We start from the raw sequence: 19,283 nt of genomic DNA on the forward strand, positions 1-19,283 counted from the left end.
GGTACAAATTAGTTCTCAACTAAATGTAACGAAATACGTCAATGATAAAAATACCATACATGATGTTAAAAATATTTGACACAGCAAACAATGAGTAGTTTACTTAACACCAAGTCAAATATTTTTTACATTGGATGATACGATGAGCTACAAAGAAATGACAATTTGGGGCACCTTGGTGGTAACCATAGGCCTGTTAAGCTATTACCTATTAGGCATTAATTCACTACAAGCTGCGGGTGATCTTAACCAAGATACCATGGTGTCTTATTTGTATAAGGTTGTTGTAGTTGCGGTGATCTTAGAGATCATTATGCAATCTGTGCTTGCTGGTATTAAACACAAAGAAGCAGACTTAGGGGATGATGAGCGCGACAAGCTCATTGAGCTAAAAAGCACCAAGCTTGGTCACTGGTTTTGCTCTGCAATTATCTTAATATGTGTATTTTTAGCAACGCAAATTGAGCGCGTATCTGGGCGTATGTTGTTACCTGAGGTCTCTGATCTATATAATATTATGCACTTTCTTATTATTGGTTTTTTAGTCAGTGAAATTATTACTATTGCCAGCAAAGTGTATTTATACCGAAGAGATAGCTAGATGACAAAACAGCTCAGTAATACCATTCGGGAACTTCGATTTCATCATAATGAAATGACTCAGCAAGCATTGGCAGAGGCAGTTGGCGTTTCAAGGCAAACCATAGTAGCAATTGAAAAAGGTAAATATTCACCCTCGCTCGAGGTGGCTTTTAAGATTGCTCAACTGTTTGATAAGAAACTAGACGACGTGTTTTCGTATCAGTAATTAACAAAAAAGGTTAGCCAAAGAGCTAACCTTTTTTAAATTCGTATCATTTAATTTTATGACTGCTGATTTTTGAACTGCGCTTTGGCTTGCTCAACTTCATCATCACTGATACCCACTGATTCAGCCGCTTCTTTAATAAGGTGTGGCTGCGTCATCACTAATGCCATCAATTGTTGAAGCTTTTCTGGTGGGATACCTAACTGTTGGACCAGACCCATTGCCATCATTGGGTTTTCCATAAACGCTTGAAACAGCTCACGCACTTTCTCGTCACTTACATTGTGCTCTTTGAGCATTGCAATAATAGGGTTCATATTAACCTTTACTTTTAACTACTAATAAAACCAATAATATGGGCAAATTGATGTTATTCAACTAACATCACCACTTTTCCCGAGTTTTCGTTGTTATCTAAAATACGGTGCGCCTCATTAGCCTCTTGCCAATTTAAGGTTTTGTAGATATTGCAATCGAACAGCCCGTTGGCCAAGTCATCATAAAATCGCGATATAAACTGCTCTTTTAAATCACGTTTAAATTCAATCGAACGGTTACGCAAGGTTGATGCATGAAATGATATGCGCTTACTAAGTAGCCTTGCAAAGTCAACCTCAGCAAAGCGTGCATCTAAAAAGGCTAACATTACAATTTGACAATCCATTGCTGCAACGGCAGCATTTTTATTTAAATAGCGTCCTGAGACAGGATCAACAATGGTATTAGCCTGTAAATTATTGGCTTTGAAGTACTCTACAAAGTCAGTGGTTTTATAATTAATGGTGTGGTCTGCACCAAGCTGTTTGGCATGTTCGCACTTTTCATCGCTACCTGCAGTGATCACCACTTGAGCACCTGCGCGTTTTGCCATTTGAATTGCCGCCCCACCGACACCACTGGCTCCCGCATGGATCAGTGCCGTTTGCCCCGCTTTAAGCTGACCAAATTGAAATAAGGCAGAAAAAGCCGTTAAGTATACTTCGCTGATAGCAGCGCCCTCTGCCATTGTCATTTCATCTGGTAACGGCATCACTTGTGCGGCATCAACGGCAACATATTCACTATAAGCACCACCCGCACACAAGGCAAAAACGCGCTTATTAAGCAGGTCACCCGATACTGCACTACCTTGCTCAACAATGGTACCGGCGCATTCTAACCCTAAAATTTCACTGTCACCTTTTGGGGCTGGGTATTTACCTTGCCGCTGTAAACAATCAGCGCGATTAACGCCGATTGCTGCAACAGCAATAAGAACTTCGTTATCTTTTAAAACTGGTTTATCTGTTTGCGCAAAATGTAACTGTGAATCTTCGTGCTTAATATAACGCATATCACCTTCTATTTAATTCGTTGCCAGATCTCAGCTTCGACTAATTTGCCATTTTCATACAAGGTGTGATGCCACAAGTCACCTTCTAGTTTGTAATCAAATGCCATGGTCTTACCAAGTAGTGAAGGTACATTACCATAGGAAAAAGTTTCGATAAATTGCTGGTCTTGCAAAACATATTTTCCGCCACCAGCATAATGAAAGTTGCCTTGCTTTTGGGTGATATAGCTAAAATGACTAGGTGTAATCAGTTTAACTGAAGTTATTTCTGGCGCTTTTGCCGTCACATAGCCGTCATTGGTTGCATATTTGCCTTCAACAAATTGCCAGCTACCTAATAACGGATTGGCGCTTACCATAGACGAAATAAATAAACTCGATAATAACAGTGTGTTTTTCATAGTGCGTTCCTTAGCTTTTTGAACAGCATACGCTAACACTATGTTCCTATTAAACGGTTATAGATTGAGATTTTTTCATTTGAGCTCTCATCGAAGAAAAGCGCCAAGACTGCTTATAAGGATAAACATCAAGCAATTGCCCATCGTTTATAGCTGTTTGTAGTTGCTGCCACATTGTGGCGGTAAAAATATCTTGATGCGCAGCATTAAAGTGATCAAACGCCCGCTTATTGGCGCTAAAAAAGATTTTAAACTGGCTCGGAAATACGTCGTTTTCTGCGATATCAAAGTAACTTTCGCTACTGAGTTCATCTAATGAATCCTCGGTTTTGGGCAGCTCTCTAAATTGGCACTCTGTCATAGGGCAAATTTCATCGTAGTCGTAGAACACCACTCTTCCCCAACGAGTTACACCAAAGTTTTTCATCAGCATATCACCGGGAAAGATATTAGCGCCCGCAAGCTCTTTTATTGCTTTACCGTAATCAACCATTACTTGCTGCAGTTTTCGCTCATCACAGTCGTTGATGTACAAATTAAGCGGTGTCATTTTGCGCTCTACATACACATGGCGCAAAATAAGTGCATTACCCGAAATCACAAGGCTGTCACCAATTTGCTGTTGCATTGTTTGTATGAGCTCTTCACTAAATCGGCTCAAATCAAACGCTAAATAGCGAAATTCATGGGTATCGACTAGCCGGCCAACTCGGTCAGCTTGTTTGACAAAATCGTATTTAGCCATCACCTGCTGTTTGGTAGCCGTTTTTGGCGCACTAAATTTATCTTTTATTACCTTGTACACATAATCTGAGCCTGGGGTGGTAAATACCAGCATCACCATACCCGGCGTCCCCGGCGCAAGTGTGTATTTATCGTCAACGGGGCTATTACGCGTAGTATCAACTTTGTAACGATAAAACTCGGTTTTAGCGTGTTTGATAAAGCCTATGGCATTGAACAATTCAAAGCGTTGCTTATGAGGCATTAAAACACTAAGGTAATCAACGTATCGGGCGGGTTGGTCAGTGTCGACCATAAAATAAGTACGCGCAAAGCCAAACAACAAGCTGAGTTGATCAGCTCCCATCATCACGGCATCAATGTGCAACCCTTTTTCACTGTTTAATAGCGCAATCGCAAATGGCATGTTATCGCCGTTTTTAGCAATACAGCGGCCTATGATGTAGCAGGCTTTATTTCTAAAAAACAATGAATTAGCGTATTCAATATAGCCATCGTTGAGAGCTAGCAGCTCATAAACTTGTGGGCATTGTTGTTTCGCTCCAGCAATCAAGGTGCGCTGTAACATGGCTACATCATCAGCAAAGTTAGCGTATTGTGAGCGAAACACATGGCGTTTAATCAAGCTGCTGATGGCACTTTCAAAGCCATTTTGCAGGGAAATGCGGCTAACCAGTGAATCAAAGGGCCTTGGCCCCAGTTGATAACGTGCTTTTAATACAAACAAGTGCACATTGCGGATTTTTCGTGAGTCCCAAATTGCGCCGAAGGTTGAATTAAAAAACGTATGAGCAATGGGCTGGTTTTCGTGGCTTTGCACCATTTCTGCGTATATTTGTTTGGCTAATAACCAAAGCGCTGGGTCGTCTACTTCGCTATAAGCAATAATTTTTACCGCTTGGCTTACCTTTTTGACTTGCCCTTCGTAAACTTGCAATCGCGATTTCATAGCCCCTTGAACTTGATGCCATTGGCGCTGCTCAAAGCGACTTTGTGCGCCGAGAGTTATATTTAAGAACTCTGAAAACATAGCTTCAAAACCGGCATACACCGCACGGGCAAGCTTAGTCGCTACGACCTGATTTAACTGTTCGCTGTGTGATTTAACAGCCAAATGTGAACTCTGCTGTGGCATTATTTTTATCGCTTATGCTGATTATTTTAGTCGCCTTGTTTACACACAATAGCAAGCGCGCTTTAATTTAGGTAATTAATAAAGATAATAAATAAGATTGATCAAATGAATATTAGGCATGTCGACCTCAACCTATTGGTGTATTTAAATGTCCTCATTGATGAACAAAGTGTGTCTAAAGCCGCCAATAAACTGGCTTTGACTCAACCTGCAATGAGTAACGCCCTTAAGCGTTTGCGAGATTTGTTTGATGATCCATTATTAGTGAGAGCCGCTGGCACAATGACGCCAACAGCAAAAGCGCTCAGCCTTAAACCTGAGATAGAATCACTGTTAAAAATGGCCGAAGAAATTACTCAGCCAAGTGAAATATTCGACCCGAGCACCGCGAATATAACGTTTCGGATCATGGCAAACGACTACCTTGAATCAACGCTTATAGCGCCGTTTATTACCCAGCAGCTAGCAAAAAACCCGGGGCTTAATTTTGATATTTTGAGCCCAAGCGATGTTAACCTTCAAGATATGGAAAAAGGCACCATCGACCTTGCCATTAACCGCTTTAATGGCCTGCCCCGCTCATTCCACCAAGCCAGTGTATGGCGCGACAATTACTGCTGCTTAACACACCCAGACAACCCTTACTTACAACAGCAAAACCTCGAAGGCTACCTTGCACAAGAGCACATTTGGGTGAATCGGGCTGGTTGGGGCGTAGAAGCGGCCGTAACGAATAAATCCGGCAGCCAAAAACTCGGCTGGGTCGACGAGGCATTATGGCAACTAGAACAAACCCGCAATATTCGTGTATTTACCCGCCATTACATGGTGGCAAGTTTACTCTGCCAATCACCAAAACTTATCGCTACATTACCTCGTCGCCAAGCGATGTTATTAGCAAAACACACTGATTTGGTAATAAGTCCAGTGCCATTTCAAATCGTACCTATTGAAGTAAAAATGTTATGGAGCCCTTTGCTACACCACGCAAACCCCCACCAATGGCTGCGCAGAGAGCTACTCGCCTTTGCCAGTACGGTGGCTGATCGCTAAAAACAACATAATATTGATTAAATCAATATCAGTTATTGAAAACAATAATTTCATAAATAATGAGTGAAGGGCTAGAGTGAAGTTAAGCACATAAACAAAGAGAAAATGATTATGGAAACTTCAGCGCAATTCACTCAACAGGACGGCCTTTACATCAATGGTCAATTACACTCATTCATCGAGCAGCAGCTTTGTAAAAAAAGCAATTTAGCTTGCGAAGAAATTTACCAAACGCTGGCAACAATGGTTGATGAGTTTGGCTGCCAATGCCGTAAAACCAAACATCAAGATGATGATGTTTTACAAGCAGACACGCTGTTAAAAGCATATAGCTCTGTACGCACTCATCCGCATTGTCATGTTGATGCACAAACAACAACCGCAGTACTTGATGAATACTGCTGCCAAGTTCCGGCTATTTTAGTGGTTGCGTTAATGGACACATTAACAGGCATGACAAGCAACGAACCTGGTGCAGAACACATTTATCAACGTGCAGCACAATTAACAGGCAAACCATGTGTCTACGCTGTTAAAAGCGCCAATGCCGCTTAATATGGTTAATTATTTGAGTTACTTATTCGAGCGATGATGCTTTTTGCAAAATCACTGCAACTAAGCATCGTCGCACCGGCTACTAGGTTAGCCAAATCAAACGTCATTTCATTTGCGCTAAGCGTCTGTTCTAGGGCTTTTTCTATTTTATTCGCCGCTTCGTGCCAGCCCATAAAACGTAGCATCATGACCGCACTTAAAATGCTGCTTGTTGGGTTTGCAGTGTCTTCCCCGGCAATGCGGTTAAATGTGCCATGAGTCGGTTCAAAAAAAGCCACTTCATTATTTAAGTTTGCCGCAGGCATTATACCTACCCCACCAACTTGTGCGGTTAGCATATCAGCTAAGTAATCGCCGTTTTGATTGGTTGTTACCACCACATCAAATTGCTCTGGGGTGAGCAGTGCTTGTTGTAACATGTTATCGGCAATGACTTCTTTGATGATTAAATCATCTTGATTGTCTCGTTTGATCACTAACCAACGACCATTTTCATGCGCTATAGCGTTAAACTCTTGCTCAGCAAGGGCAAATGCCCAGCGTTTAAAAGCGCCATCGGTAAATTTAAGTACATTGCCTTTGTGCACCACCGTCAGTGATTCACTGTGCTCTTTAAGGGCAAAGTTAAGGGCGTAACGCATTAGTCGCTCTGCCGCCTCTTTCGAGCTATTTTTTATGCCAATGCCACATTGGTTATCAAAACGAAGTCGAGTGACCCCCATTTCTTGGCACAGAAAATCAAGTATACGTTCGTTGTCAATACTGCCAGCCTGCCACTCAATGCCCGAGTAAACGTCTTCTGAGCTGTCGCGTATTACTGTGATTTGGGTTTTTTCAGGCTCTTTTAAGGGCGATGGTAAATGCGGATAACTGCGAATGGGCCGCATGTTAACGAATAAATCCATCTCATGACGAAGAGCCACATTTAAAGAGCGAAAACCACCGCCGAGGGGGGTTGTTAACGGCCCTTTTATGGCAATTTTATACTGTCTAACGGCATGTAGGGTTTCTTGCGGGAACCAGTCACCATCGTAAAGCGCTGCTGCTTTTTCGCCATTGAATACTTCCATCCAATGTATTTGTTTATCACCTTGATAAGCATGTTTCACCGCAGCGTCGACAATATCACGCATCACCGGGCTTATATCTTGACCCACACCATCGCCTTCAATGTAAGCTATAACCGGGTTATCAGGAATATGCCATTGGCCCTTACTATTAATCGTAATTTGCGCGCCATTCGAGGGTACTGAAATATGTTGATACTGCATCATGCCTTCCCAGCAAGGTGTTTTAACAATATTAATATCAAGAAATAGCGAATTTGTCTGTGCTTACAAAGAAATAGCCGCTATTCAAGCAATCAATGCGTTACCTTGGTTATTTCGTCTTGCATAGCACAAAATAAGGAAGCAATAAGCTGCGTATCGAGCGTGACGGTATCTTTTTTAAGCGCAGTATCTACTGCAACGGCTTTAACATAGAGCATTTCACACTCAAACATATTCGCAGCACCTTTGAGCATATGAACATTTCTGCTTAAGCCATCTATATCCATATTTTTGTATTGCTCGCGCATTTCTCGATACTGTTCTTCAAGACCTTTTATATAGTCATCTTTAAGCGCCTGAAACTCTTTTTCAGGTAACTTGATATCGGCCAACTCATCACAATCTAAGTAACTGGCAATTTTATGACTAAAGCCATTGCGATCAATTGGTTTGGCTATTAAATCATTAAAGCCTTGCTTCATATAACGGGCAATTTCATGCTTCATGGTATTCGCTGTCAATGCAATAATTGGCGCGCTAACCCCGGTTGCTTGCATCATTTTTAATGCCTCTTGACCGTCCATAATCGGCATTTGAATATCGAGCAAAATAAGGTCAAAGCTGTCTTCGAGGGTTGCTTGCACTGCGTCTTTACCATTTTCAACAGTGGTCACTGTCAGTCCCATCCGCTCTAATATTCGCGCAATTAAACGTCGGTTGTCTGGATGGTCTTCGGCAAGTAATACCCGTCCCTTCAAATTTTGTGGTGCATCAAGCTTACTAAACGGTGAGGTTTCAATAAGCTTCACTTCGCTCATGTCATTGAGCCAACGTGTATTATCTGTGGTGTACACCGACATGGTGAAAATAAATTCACTGCCAGAGCCGACATTACTTTTAACGCTGATATCCCCATCCAATTTTTGCGCAAGGCTCTTTGAAATGTTAAGGCCAAGCCCGGTACCGCCATACTGGCGAGAAATACTAGAATCCGCTTGATAAAAAGCACTGAACAAAGCTTGTTGCTCTTTGTCTGTCATGCCAATACCGGTGTCTTTTACGCTTATCGACAACTTATCGTTATGACAGCTCACCGTTAAGGTTATACGCCCCACTTGAGTGAACTTAAGGGCATTAGTGGTCAAGTTTAATAAGATTTGCCTTAAACGACTCGGATCGGTGATCAAGTAGTCTGGCAAAGGGAACTGATAATCAACACTGAACTTTAAGCCCTTATCGCGAATTTGCTTGCCAATAAGTGACTCAATATTGGCAATCGTGGCAAACAAGTCTGTTTCGACTAAATCAATCTCTAGCTTATTGGCTTCAATTTTCGACATATCAAGTATATCGTTTATTAAGCCAAGAACATGACGGCTATTTTGCAAAATAACCCCAATCCCATGGTTGCGCTCATGAGGCTTAATATCCCCGAGCATAATGCCATCTGCATAGCCAATGATTGATGTCATTGGGGTACGAATTTCATGACTGATATTCGCTAAAAAACGACTTTTAGCTTCATTCGCATCGCGAAGCTCTGAGGCGAGTTCTTCAAGCTCCAACGTTCTTAAATGGACTTTTTCTTCAAGGTTTTTGTTGAGCTCTACGTTGTCATCGTGAAGCAACCTAAACTTATCGGCAACAGCAAAAGCCAGCAACATGGCGTCCATGGCTGTGCCTATCAAACCCAATAAATATAAATTAATGGAGGTAGCAGGCAGCAAGCCTAAATTAGTTAAATTTCCGACCATATTCGGTAGCATCATGGCAATGTAAGCAAGCACAAAATAGCGTGCTGGCTTAAAGCCAATGAGCATACAGCGTATACCTATGTATAAGCCTAAACATAAAGCGACACCGGTGACTAACGTTGACCAATAAAAACCAAAGCTTGGCCATAAAATACAAAACGGAATACCCAGAGTAGCGATTACACCCACCGTCAGGGATAATTGCGCCAGTTTGGGAAATGTCTCTTTAAGTTTGAGTAAGTTGTTGTAAAACAGAATATTGGTTAAGGGTGTGAGGGCAAAGCCGAGCCAATGAAGATGAGGATTATAGTAACCAAACAGCTGATCCGAAATATGGAAAAAATGGCTCCAAGCAAACACCCAGGATGCAGTAAATAGCGCGTAGTAAAGGTGTGTGACATCACGAGAAACCAAGTATATTAATAAGTTATATAAACCAAGTGCAATACCCACCCCAAAGCAAAGCATCATGATCATATTTTCAATGGTTATGTTTTGAAAATAATCTTGATAAGGTGTTAATACCAGCTTTGCGGGAGTATAAAAGTAGTCACTCTCAAAATAAGTGATAAGCGTATAGTGCTTACCTTTTTCAAGAGATAAACGATTACCATAGTGAAAAGCAAATTGATTCGGCTCGACCCCACCGGTTACAAAGTGCTGTATCGGGGCAGTTGGATCAGTAATATCGTAAATGCGGCTTTCTATTTTCGATACCAAGGTGTTATACGGATAAAGCACTAAATCTTCGATATCACTTAGATTTTCAATTTCAACAATTAACCAATAACTACCGCCAACCGAGCTTATTCGAGATTGCGGTTTTTTGCTTGCTCGCCAAGCATCAATCGCAGCCACCGATTGCGGAAACATATTATCGTTTGCCGTAAACACTTCACCAACATCATGAAGGTTTTGATCAGCCACAGCATCAGTGTAGACAAACGTCTGTTGTGCATTAGCCGAAACACTCAATAGCAATAAAAACAGCAGAGTACTTAAATACAGCTTTAACCGCATTCACAAAACCCCTGTACCATTTTGGAGATGACAACGACTAGAATTGCAGTGAAACATCAAAGCCATAGCGACGCCCTTCCCCTTTAAAGTCTTCAAGCATGCCTAGGAACGAGCTTAAATCGAACTTTAACTGACTGTATTCAGTATCAAATAAATTTTTGCCCCATAAAATAAATGACCAATTATCAACATCATATTTTAGATGCGCATTAACAATGCTAAAGCCGTCTTGGCGGGCATATGGGTTCATGTTCTGGTCAAAATAAAACTCAGACTGATAATCGTAAATAATGTTGGCCGATAACGGATACGACGCCAAGCTGGTATCGTATTTTAATCCCGCTGATACATTCCATTTAGAGGTAAATGGCAGTTGGTTATCGGTAATACTGTTGCCAAGTGGGTCAACGTATTCTTCAAATTCAGCATGGGGGATATAGCCTATTGAAAGTAGCATGGCTAATTGCTTAGTTGCTTGGTAATTAATTTCAGTTTCAAGGCCATAAATAGTTGAATCAGCGACATTTTCAAGTAATTGCACTGGGGGCATTTGCGGTGTTTCTGAGGCTTGATTCATAAACACTTGTTGGTCGTTATAGTCATAGTAAAACGCCGCCCAATTCATTCTAAGTTGCTTCCCAGGCCAGAACGACTTTAAGCCGACTTCATGGGCATTCAAGCGCTCTTTGCCGTAGTTTGCTAAGATTGCTTGTTCTTCAGATGACAAAAAGCCGCCGTTATAACCGCCACTTTTACTACCATTAGCAAAACGATAATAAAGATTGCTTGCATCTGAATAGCGATAATTAACGGCAAATTGACCAGTAAAGCCATTGTCTGATTGCTCATCGGTAACGCGATAAAATGGTACAAGCACTCCGTCTAAGTCATTCACATCAACCACCGCATTTAACGTGGCGATTGAGTCATACTCAAGTGACTCATAGTCATATCTAAGACCGGCTGTGATCATCCATCTATCTGCGACTGGTACTTCAATTTGGCTAAATACAGCCAAATTTTGCATCTTGATTTCGTTATCGTAAATAAAGGTCGCGGTTAAGTTTGTCGGTAAAATACCCCGGAAATCACGCAAAATATCATTTAAATTATCTTGCTCAATCGTCTCATCGGCAAAATAAACACCACTGGTTAGTGTGTAATCAGCAAGTTCGTTTAATAACCTGAATTCTTGGCTGAATAGTTGGGTATCTAGCCCTAATACTCCTTCGCACAAACGAGCTGGCGAGCCATCGCAGTTAAAAGCGTGGCTTCTTTCTAAATCGTTAAAGCTCGAAAGTGAGGTAAATGTACTTCGCTCGTTTAAATGCCAATTCACTTCGGCGATAAAACCGTAGCCATCAGATTTATGAGGTGAGTCGTTATTGACACTCACAGCAAAAAAATCATCACTGCCATCATTAAAACCAAAGTTATCAAAACAGCGTATTGAGCCCGCATCTGCTGGTGAACACAGCTCACCCGTTAAAGGGTTCGCGACAATACCAATACTACCAACTGGCTGGGCAATACCATCCCAATCTTCAATATGCGCTTGCAGGTAAAGATCAACATCATCCCACTCGGACAAAAAAGACACACGGGCATTTTTTTGCTCCATGCCTGCTGTTGGTGAGTCTGCATAAGTATTTTTTGTTGAATATTCATAGTCTTGATAGTTAACCGCAATACGCATTGCGCTGGAGTCTGAGAGTTGCTGGTTCCACACACCATCGATGCTGGTGGCGTTGTTATTGGCAGCACCTAATGTTAGCGAGCCATAGCTATCAAACTCAGGGCGATTTGAGCGTATTAGTATTGCACCACCGGTAGAATTACGACCAAACAAGGTACCCTGCGGGCCGCGTAAAATATCGAGTTGTTCAATATCGTACAAGTTAACAATTTGATTATTGGCAGACCCCACCGCAACACCATCAATATACATGGCAACAGGTGAGGTATTCGCCGTATTATAATCAAGTAACCCCACCCCACGGATACTCACAGCGGGAGGCGTCCCTTCTGCGGCGTTTTGGGTGATTTTAACGTTTGGCGCAAACAAACCAATTTCAGTTGAATCTTTAAAATGCTGAGCTTTTAAAATTTCGCCATTCACTTGGCTTACCGCCACACTCACGTCTTCAATTGCTTGCGGACGCTTTTGTGCATAAACGCTAATAACTTCCATGTCTTTTTCAGTCTCAGCTCCTTGTGCAACAGCGCTTGCCATTACACATGCCGCCAAGCTTGAGCTCGACAACATCATAAACTTTGGATCTTTAAGAAAAGGACGCTTCATTGGCTTTTAGACCTTAAAAGAGGGAAACTTGTTAAATTGTTGTAATTTAGTGGTAAGTATAGACCAAACAATAGATTAAAGTCGCATATAAATCATGAAAATTCATGACTTATACGCATACTTATTTACAACTTTGCTCACACTATCCTTTTTCGAATGCATGCTCTCCGCTGATTTCGTTTGGCCAACCACATAGTGCCCGGGCTGTTTGCATACCGGCCATCACAGCAGCCTCAACGCAGCCCGCATTAACCCCTGTTTTTATCCAGTCGCCAGTGATGCGCAAATTGACAAACTGACTGCCATCTGTAGCAAGGCGGTATTTACTCGAATCAACCACAGATAGGACATAGCGCTCACTGGGATCGACATTTACGCGCCAATATTGCTGCTCTAGTACAGGTAAAATGCTATGCGGATCACTGTAAAAAACCTGCCAATCAAACTTGTTATCAGTATAGGCTTCAGGCCAAAGTGGCCGCATATCTGAGCTAAACAAATTATGCATATTCAATTTTACTTCGGCTTTCATTTGCTCTGGGAATTGATGTGCACTGGCAGGTGGGTAGTTTTCGCAGCTAAACGCACTGCAAAAATAGGCAACATTAACTGGTGAGTTGTCACTTGGCCAATCTTCTTTATCGAGCAAGTTGCCCATTGCAGCCCAAGTATCAAACGGCTCTACAAAGCCACTTAAAATAGGCCCTTCATGAGCAGCATTAGTTTGTGTAAAGCCAAGTTGTGCGTCGGTTTTATTCAACCATACTTGGCAAGCCTGAGTCGCCACACTTTGCACTTTTGTTGCTTGTTGAGAAAGCGCGTAATCTACAGCTAAAAGTTCAGAGGCAACGTGTTCAAGAGAGGCAACCGACACACCTAAAATCAGTGTATCAAAATCAATACCATAGCGAAGCGTCACTGTTGGCAATGGGGTACTAAAGTGTTCTTGATACACCTCTGGCCAATTACTCCAAAATGACTCTAAATTAATTTGATATTCTTGCAATAAGTGCGCTTGTTCAGGGCTGATTTGCTCATACAGTGGCTCACTTGGCCAGCATGGCAGCTGTTTTACATCAATGAGCGGTTGATAATCTTGGCCAACTAAACTCACCTGTTGGCAAAGCTCAATTTCACTCACCAGCGGCTCACCTTGGGCAGTTTGCCCAGCAGATAAGTTAGTTAACTGATGGAAAAACTTAAACTTAACACCGCGCTGCTTTAAAAGTTCATAAATTGGTGCGAAAATAACATCGCCCATGCCTGCTTGCATTTTCCACATTACGCCGCCTTTATAGCAAAGACCTATACGTAACATAGCAAGGGCGGCAACGCCGGCTTCAACATTGGGTTTACTAAAGTCACCTTTAGGATAAGCGAACACCAAATCATAAAAGCCGCGCACTGGCGCTGAATCGACACTGTAAGTTTTATTCGCACCATTTTTTTCGAGCCACTGACGAAAATCGTAGCAATTAATGACACCAAAACCGTCGCGATATACTTTGTCTTTAATCAGTCCGGTGAGCATTGCAATCGCAAGATCAGCACAAATATAAAGTCTGCGCAGCTCCGGGTTGTCATCGAGTAAATCAATAACTTGGTCTTTAAACCAACGTTTTAACTTTCTGACGATATACCAGATCACCAGCCGATCGGCCTGTTTATCTGTATGGGTGGCCTGCTTTTCGGTGAACTGCAGCAAATGAGTTATCAGTGTTCGTGGGTTCGAGGCAATTTCTGCCGCACCTGCTTCAATATCATCAATAAACTGCTTTGCGCCATTTAAATGGGTATCAATGTCTGCTTTGATCTCTTGATACATGTGTTTGAGTAACGATTGATCCCGTGATTTTTTAGTCACTAAAATGGTTTTAGCATCTTGCTGCTGACAAACATGCTCAATGCCTTCGGTCCATTTTTTTAGCCATGCTAATGTCATGGTGACAAAGTCCCACACTGTTATATCTAGACTGCCATCAGCGGGGTTCCCTTCAACGGTAGGAAAATCTATCGGCCAAGTTTGCCATTCGTTATCAATAAACTCTTGTAAGGCAATAAAACTGTGTGGTTTAAATGCCTGCTGCCAAGTAGCCAATGAACAACTAGCAGGTCGATTGAGTGAGTTATACACCCCTTCTAAGGTGCGAAAGCTATTCACGTAGGCGCCAAACCAAACATGCAAACCATGCTCTTCGATTCGCTGTCCAAAATGGGCGTTTCGGCCACTCGCCCCTTTACCGCCAAGGCGCCAACCCTGTTGATAAACGGTAATCTCGCGCTGGCTTTGCCAATTAGCTTGCTCGGTTAGGTACACTGCCGCAGTCATCGCTGCAACACCGCCACCTACAATGGTGATTTTTTCTTTTTCCATGGTTACCCCTGTACTGGTAACAGTTGTGTTGCGCCAAGCTGATCAAAGTCCATATTGACGTAAAAAGGTAAATGAACCGCTTGTTTGCCAAGTGCAATGCCAAACATGTCATTCAGAGGAAAGCTCGCAAGAGCTTTTACATCCAAACTAAAATCATTGTGTAAAAGTTTTAATTGGTGAATTTTTTTGATTAACGATGGTGAGTGAACCACGCTTTGATAAACGGCTTTATCTCCTTGGCCATCGGGAAATTGTTTAAACAAAATCTGATCCATCTGCGGATGAATAAACCCGTCTAACAATTGTTTAAGAAGCGATAAATCAATGCCTTTAATTTGCGCATCAAACAAATCGGTAACGTGTTTAGAAAAATGCGATAAGTTATCGAGTAGGTTTTCCTTGGTACTTGCCTGTGTTTGCTCAATGGTTAATAGCTCATGCATTGCTAATTTAGAGTCTGGGTTAAACACATCAAAACATTCTAAAGAAATACTAAAGGCGCCCGCATCACTCACAGTCGCAGGCATTTGATATTCACACAGGTATTTATTGTAGCCCCAGGCTTCTCGGCCATTAATCAAAGCATAAATGTTATTGACGCTAATAAATGCCGGATACCAATATAAATGACTAATATCTCCACCTTGCATTTTTGCTACTGGGAGCCAAATAATAATATCAGTTTCTTGCATCCAGCCATGCTCTGAAAACGGTGGCGTTAACGAAGAAATGTTTTCGATATCAGTGAAGGTAAGTAAACACGTGCTCCCTAACACATTAAACGAGGTTGATTCGGTTGCTAATAAATTTAAAGTTGCATCAACATACTGCTGCATTTTTTGCTCACACCCAGCAACAAAAAATCCGTACATTTGCGCATTGATCATTCGACAAGGTGGTTTAGCAACCGGGTTAGATAAGAAGTGGCTGTAATTTGATTGGTCCGTCATAGTCATTACTTATATTATTGTTTAGTAATGACTATAGACTAGTTTTTAATGGTTGGTGGCAACTTCTAGATGACAACTTTCTTTTAACAGTTGTTCTGTAAATTGCTGATAGCCAAGCTGATTAAAATTTTCAGATAATGGATTCATAAAACCATGTCCAAAGTCGGCTATTTCACAGCTCACCTTCGCTTTACTTTTTAATGTTGCAATCACAGGCTTTATATCAAAATGTTCTTCACTGTGAGGAAAAATAAATCGGCAAGGGACTTTGGCTTCAAGCTCAAGATGATGCCTGACTTGGGATGGATAAAAGGCAATAATTTTTTTAATGAATGAATTTTTTAACTCTGCTTGAGCTCGCCAAACAGCCGCTGCGCCTGCACTAAATGCAATAATGGTGGTTGGCTGACGAATAGCGGCCATTTTGACATGCACCCGTTCAAAATAACTATCATGACCGCAATGAGTAATAAAATGCTGATATTGAAACTGCTCGTTTATAGGGAGCTGAATTTCTCCTAAATAGGGATCGCAAAGACTCACTTTACCGCGAAGCTGCTGAGCAAGCAGCGATAAATGCGCTGTTTTACCAAATATATCTGACACCAAAAGGTAATTCATAAGCATACTTCTTATTGTTATTTTGTGCCTAATCACAATACGCCTGTTTCTGTTAAACATCCAGAAATTATTTTTGATGTTTAAAAAATAAACCTTGCGCTTAGTTAATTCTTACAGTAATCTACTTGTCTGGTTCTTAGAAACCACGCGGTTAACCCCTTACCTTGATCCAGTAATTCCCGCATATTCGTATAAATACTTGCAGCTTGTTTGCTGAATGACATTTCGATGAATTTTCAAATCATCACCAAACTGTCACAAACTTAGTCAACACTGTTAGCAAGACAACAAATGTCGGTCTGTATTTTTAAATGCCTTTTAAAGCTCTACAGACACTGACAAAAGAAAGAGTGAGTTTTATTATGTCATATAAATACAACGGATCTTTGATCCAGATCGCACATCCAGTGCAATCAATCTCGGTAAATAAACAGCGTGTAATTTTTAGTGACACGCAGGGCTTAAAAAATGCCATCTTCCAAAAGGCCAGTGATGCACGCCAATTTGTGAAGTGGTTAAAAGCCAACTAAACCCTACCGATAAACGCCAGCCAACAAGCTGGCGTTTTAGTTTTCACCACCAGCCTGCATATAGCTAAATTCCTGCTACACTTATATTTTTAGCCCATAAATAGGTAGTAAAAATGCGTTGTGTGTGGTCTATTTTACTATTACTTTTTTGCCTGCCCGTTGCTGCAACCAAGCAACCGAAGACCATTGAGTGGATCATGGTCGATTTTGCCCCCTACTACATCATGAATGATAAGTACGAAGGCACAGGTCGTGATGAAAGTGTGATCAAATTACTAGAAAAAGCACTCCCTGAAGTGTCATTTAAACGCACTTTATTGCCGGCTAGTCGTGCCGTGCATGAACTATCAAACCCGCACAACAATTACTGTATGCTGTCGTTGTATCAAAACGAACACCGTAAGCAGCATATTCAGTTTACGAAACACTCATCAACAGTGGGTTTATCACCCTCTATTGCCATACGTAAAGAGTTAGCCGCAAAACTTGAGTTAGACGTCACAAAACCAGTGTCCTTAAAATCGTTATTAGACGATAAACACTTGGCATTAGGGGTATCAATGAGCCGCTCTTTTGGCGCCCATATTGATAGCGTGATTAACGAAAGCCATGATTCAAATATCATCTCACGCCCTGGTAGAGACACCCTCGCAAGCTTGACTTATATGCTACAAAAAAAGCGTATTGATATATTACTTGGCTACCCAAGCGAGCATTACTATTTGGCGCATTCTATGGGCTTTGAAGATGAATTGACCCAACTGTCACTCACTGAAGCACCTGCATTAAGTGTTGGTTACATAGGTTGTACAAACAACGAACAAGGTAAAGAAACAGCAAAATTATTAGATGAAACCCTTGAAAAAATAGCGCATACAGATGCTTTTCATGACGTTTTAGTACGCTGGCTACCCGATAATTTGCAACCAATTTTAGAAAAGAGGTTAAAAGATAGAAACGAAAGTGCCGCTCATTGAGCGGCACTTTTATATTGACCAATCCGAGAGTAAAGCGAATTGGTGGTCGTATGAATGGTGCTTACTTACGCACACCTTCAATAAATAAACCAATATCAACATGCGTAGAAGCAGGGCCAAGATTGTAGTCGATACCAAAGTCAGCTAGTTTTAGGCTTGTTTCACCTTCAAAACCAACACGGTAACCACCCCATGGATCTTTACCTTCACCAATTTTATCAATTTCAAAAGTAATGGTTTTAGTCACACCATTTAAGGTAAATTCACCTGTTACATCTGCTTCATCACCCTCTTCATCAAATTTGATTGAGGTACTTTTAAATGTTGCAGTTGGGTATTTATCAACATTTAAGAAATCTTTGCTGCGTAAGTGCTTGTCACGCTCAGCATGGTTTGAGTCGATGCTTTTAGTTTCAATCGTTACATTAATTTTAGACGCATTTGGCGCTTTATCGTCATAGCTAAAATCACCTGAGAAAGTATTAAAACGACCATGTAACCAGCTGTAACCTAAGTGCTTAATTTTAAATGTAACAAATGCGTGGGCACCGTCTGTATCAATAACGTAGTCAGCTGCATTTGCGTTTGCTGTTGAGAAAAGTGCAGCACTTAGTGCTGTGCCTAATAGTAATTTTTTCATGTTAATCATCCTTCAATGGTTTGATCATTCTAATTAAGGTTTTATCTTTATCGATAAAATGATGTTTTAGTGCCCCTAAAGCATGTAAAACAACCACAGCTATTAGCCCATACGCGGCATAAAAGTGAATTTTACCTGCAATATCTTCTTGGTTCGCCACCGACTCTGGTAATGCCGGCACAGCAAATAAATTAAATACTTCAATTGCACGGCCATCAGCCGTAGAGATTAAATAGCCAGATGTCACAATGACGATTAAAGCTAAATAAATTAGTTTATGGACTGAGTGAGCAACATGATTCATTGCTTTTGAGCTACCTGCAACAGGCTCAGGTTGAGTACCTAATAAGCGCCAACCAAATCGAAACAACAACAATGCCGCTAAGGTAATACCCACGCTTTTATGCAAGTCCAAAGAGCCTTTGTACCAAGCGTCGTAATAAGTTAGCTCAACCATATAAACGCCTAAGCCAAACAAACCAAACACCCCAAGTGCCATTAACCAGTGCACTAAGATGGCCACCCAGCCATAACTTGACTTTGAATTCTTTAACATACTCATTTCCCATGAGAATCGTGAAACTAGATACATCTTAAATGACGGCTTATATAATTAAAATAGCGTAAAACGAACAGCTTCTGTGCGTATATGCACACCCAGGGAAAGAGGAAAGTTGTAAGGGGAAAGGAAAAAGAAGGTGCTAGGTGCTAGGTGCTAGGTGCTAGGTGCTAGGTGCTAGGTGCTAGGTGCTAGGTGCTAGCAGTAGTATGAATCCTCGTTAATAAAAGCGTCTAATTCATAAACTGATAAATTT

Annotated in this window: 18 protein-coding genes; 6 read left to right on the forward strand and 12 right to left on the reverse strand. The window is 41.4% G+C overall.

Going from position 1 to position 19,283, the window contains the following annotated elements:
* The first annotated feature begins 142 nt into the window (after positions 1–142).
* Both CWC28_RS19090 and CWC28_RS19095 read left to right on the forward strand, forming a co-directional pair.
* A complete protein-coding gene (locus tag CWC28_RS19090) occupies positions 143–601 on the forward strand; it encodes a hypothetical protein (protein ID WP_105180793.1) in 459 nt (152 codons plus the stop codon).
* Positions 602–808: a helix-turn-helix transcriptional regulator gene (locus CWC28_RS19095; protein WP_054552938.1), complete on the forward strand. Its 207-nt coding sequence runs from the start codon at positions 602–604 to the stop codon at positions 806–808.
* A 56-nt stretch (positions 809–864) separates the two neighbouring features.
* On the opposite strand, the gene CWC28_RS19100 is transcribed toward CWC28_RS19095, so the two are convergent.
* The 4 genes from CWC28_RS19100 to aceK are packed head-to-tail and all read right to left on the reverse strand — an operon-like array spanning position 865 to position 4,421.
* Positions 865–1,125, reverse strand: a complete 261-nt coding sequence (locus tag CWC28_RS19100; protein ID WP_054561248.1) for a DUF2999 family protein — start codon at positions 1,123–1,125, stop codon at positions 865–867.
* Positions 1,126–1,178: 53 nt separating this feature from the next.
* Positions 1,179–2,141 carry a zinc-binding dehydrogenase gene (locus CWC28_RS19105; RefSeq protein WP_138625621.1) on the reverse strand — a complete coding sequence of 321 codons (963 nt, stop codon included), beginning with the start codon at positions 2,139–2,141 and terminating at the stop codon, positions 1,179–1,181.
* Between the two features lie 8 nt (positions 2,142–2,149).
* Positions 2,150–2,542, reverse strand: a complete 393-nt coding sequence (locus tag CWC28_RS19110; protein ID WP_063704600.1) for a hypothetical protein — start codon at positions 2,540–2,542, stop codon at positions 2,150–2,152.
* 49 nt (positions 2,543–2,591) lie between these two features.
* On the reverse strand, positions 2,592–4,421 hold the full coding sequence (gene aceK / locus CWC28_RS19115; protein ID WP_138625622.1) for a bifunctional isocitrate dehydrogenase kinase/phosphatase: 1,830 nt from the start codon (positions 4,419–4,421) through the stop codon (positions 2,592–2,594).
* A gap of 105 nt (positions 4,422–4,526) precedes the next feature.
* On the opposite strand from aceK, the gene CWC28_RS19120 reads away from it, so the two are divergent.
* Positions 4,527–5,474 carry a LysR family transcriptional regulator gene (locus CWC28_RS19120; RefSeq protein ID WP_138625623.1) on the forward strand — a complete coding sequence of 316 codons (948 nt, stop codon included), beginning with the start codon at positions 4,527–4,529 and terminating at the stop codon, positions 5,472–5,474.
* 111 nt (positions 5,475–5,585) lie between these two features.
* Complete coding sequence (locus tag CWC28_RS19125) at positions 5,586–6,029, forward strand: hypothetical protein (protein WP_063704594.1); 444 nt, start codon at positions 5,586–5,588, stop codon at positions 6,027–6,029.
* Positions 6,030–6,034: 5 nt separating this feature from the next.
* Here CWC28_RS19125 and icd read toward each other — a convergent pair whose 3' ends face one another.
* The 6 genes from icd to CWC28_RS19155 all read right to left on the reverse strand — a co-directional run bounded on the left by icd (position 6,035) and on the right by CWC28_RS19155 (position 16,321).
* Positions 6,035–7,300, reverse strand: coding sequence for an NADP-dependent isocitrate dehydrogenase (gene icd / locus CWC28_RS19130; RefSeq protein ID WP_138625628.1), 1,266 nt, complete (start codon positions 7,298–7,300; stop codon positions 6,035–6,037).
* Between the two features lie 92 nt (positions 7,301–7,392).
* Complete coding sequence (locus CWC28_RS19135) at positions 7,393–10,074, reverse strand: 7TM diverse intracellular signaling domain-containing protein (RefSeq protein WP_138625624.1); 2,682 nt, start codon at positions 10,072–10,074, stop codon at positions 7,393–7,395.
* A gap of 37 nt (positions 10,075–10,111) precedes the next feature.
* Positions 10,112–12,376 carry a TonB-dependent receptor gene (locus CWC28_RS19140; RefSeq protein ID WP_249324986.1) on the reverse strand — a complete coding sequence of 755 codons (2,265 nt, stop codon included), beginning with the start codon at positions 12,374–12,376 and terminating at the stop codon, positions 10,112–10,114.
* Positions 12,377–12,518: 142 nt separating this feature from the next.
* Positions 12,519–14,750 (reverse strand): NAD(P)-binding protein, encoded by a 2,232-nt coding sequence (locus CWC28_RS19145; RefSeq protein WP_138625625.1) that lies wholly within the window; start codon positions 14,748–14,750, stop codon positions 12,519–12,521.
* Between the two features lie 2 nt (positions 14,751–14,752).
* Positions 14,753–15,700, reverse strand: coding sequence for an acetoacetate decarboxylase (locus tag CWC28_RS19150; RefSeq protein ID WP_138625626.1), 948 nt, complete (start codon positions 15,698–15,700; stop codon positions 14,753–14,755).
* A 45-nt stretch (positions 15,701–15,745) separates the two neighbouring features.
* Complete coding sequence (locus tag CWC28_RS19155; RefSeq protein ID WP_063704584.1) at positions 15,746–16,321, reverse strand: dienelactone hydrolase family protein; 576 nt, start codon at positions 16,319–16,321, stop codon at positions 15,746–15,748.
* Between the two features lie 362 nt (positions 16,322–16,683).
* Here CWC28_RS19155 and CWC28_RS21965 point away from each other — a divergent pair, with 362 nt between their 5' ends.
* Positions 16,684–16,851, forward strand: a complete 168-nt coding sequence (locus CWC28_RS21965) for a hypothetical protein (protein WP_165381452.1) — start codon at positions 16,684–16,686, stop codon at positions 16,849–16,851.
* Positions 16,852–16,964: 113 nt separating this feature from the next.
* Positions 16,965–17,828: a TIGR02285 family protein gene (locus CWC28_RS19160; protein WP_138625627.1), complete on the forward strand. Its 864-nt coding sequence runs from the start codon at positions 16,965–16,967 to the stop codon at positions 17,826–17,828.
* A gap of 61 nt (positions 17,829–17,889) precedes the next feature.
* On the opposite strand, the gene CWC28_RS19165 is transcribed toward CWC28_RS19160, so the two are convergent.
* Both CWC28_RS19165 and CWC28_RS19170 read right to left on the reverse strand, forming a co-directional pair.
* Positions 17,890–18,468 (reverse strand): YceI family protein, encoded by a 579-nt coding sequence (locus tag CWC28_RS19165; RefSeq protein ID WP_063704580.1) that lies wholly within the window; start codon positions 18,466–18,468, stop codon positions 17,890–17,892.
* A gap of 1 nt (position 18,469) precedes the next feature.
* The gene (locus tag CWC28_RS19170; RefSeq protein WP_063529650.1) at positions 18,470–19,024 is read right to left on the reverse strand and encodes a cytochrome b; all 555 of its coding nucleotides are present in this window, start codon (positions 19,022–19,024) and stop codon (positions 18,470–18,472) included.
* Positions 19,025–19,283 lie beyond the last annotated feature (259 nt).

It is taken from the genome of Pseudoalteromonas sp. S4492, assembly GCF_005886115.1.
GTDB classification, from domain to species: Bacteria; Pseudomonadota; Gammaproteobacteria; order Enterobacterales; family Alteromonadaceae; genus Pseudoalteromonas; species Pseudoalteromonas gelatinilytica.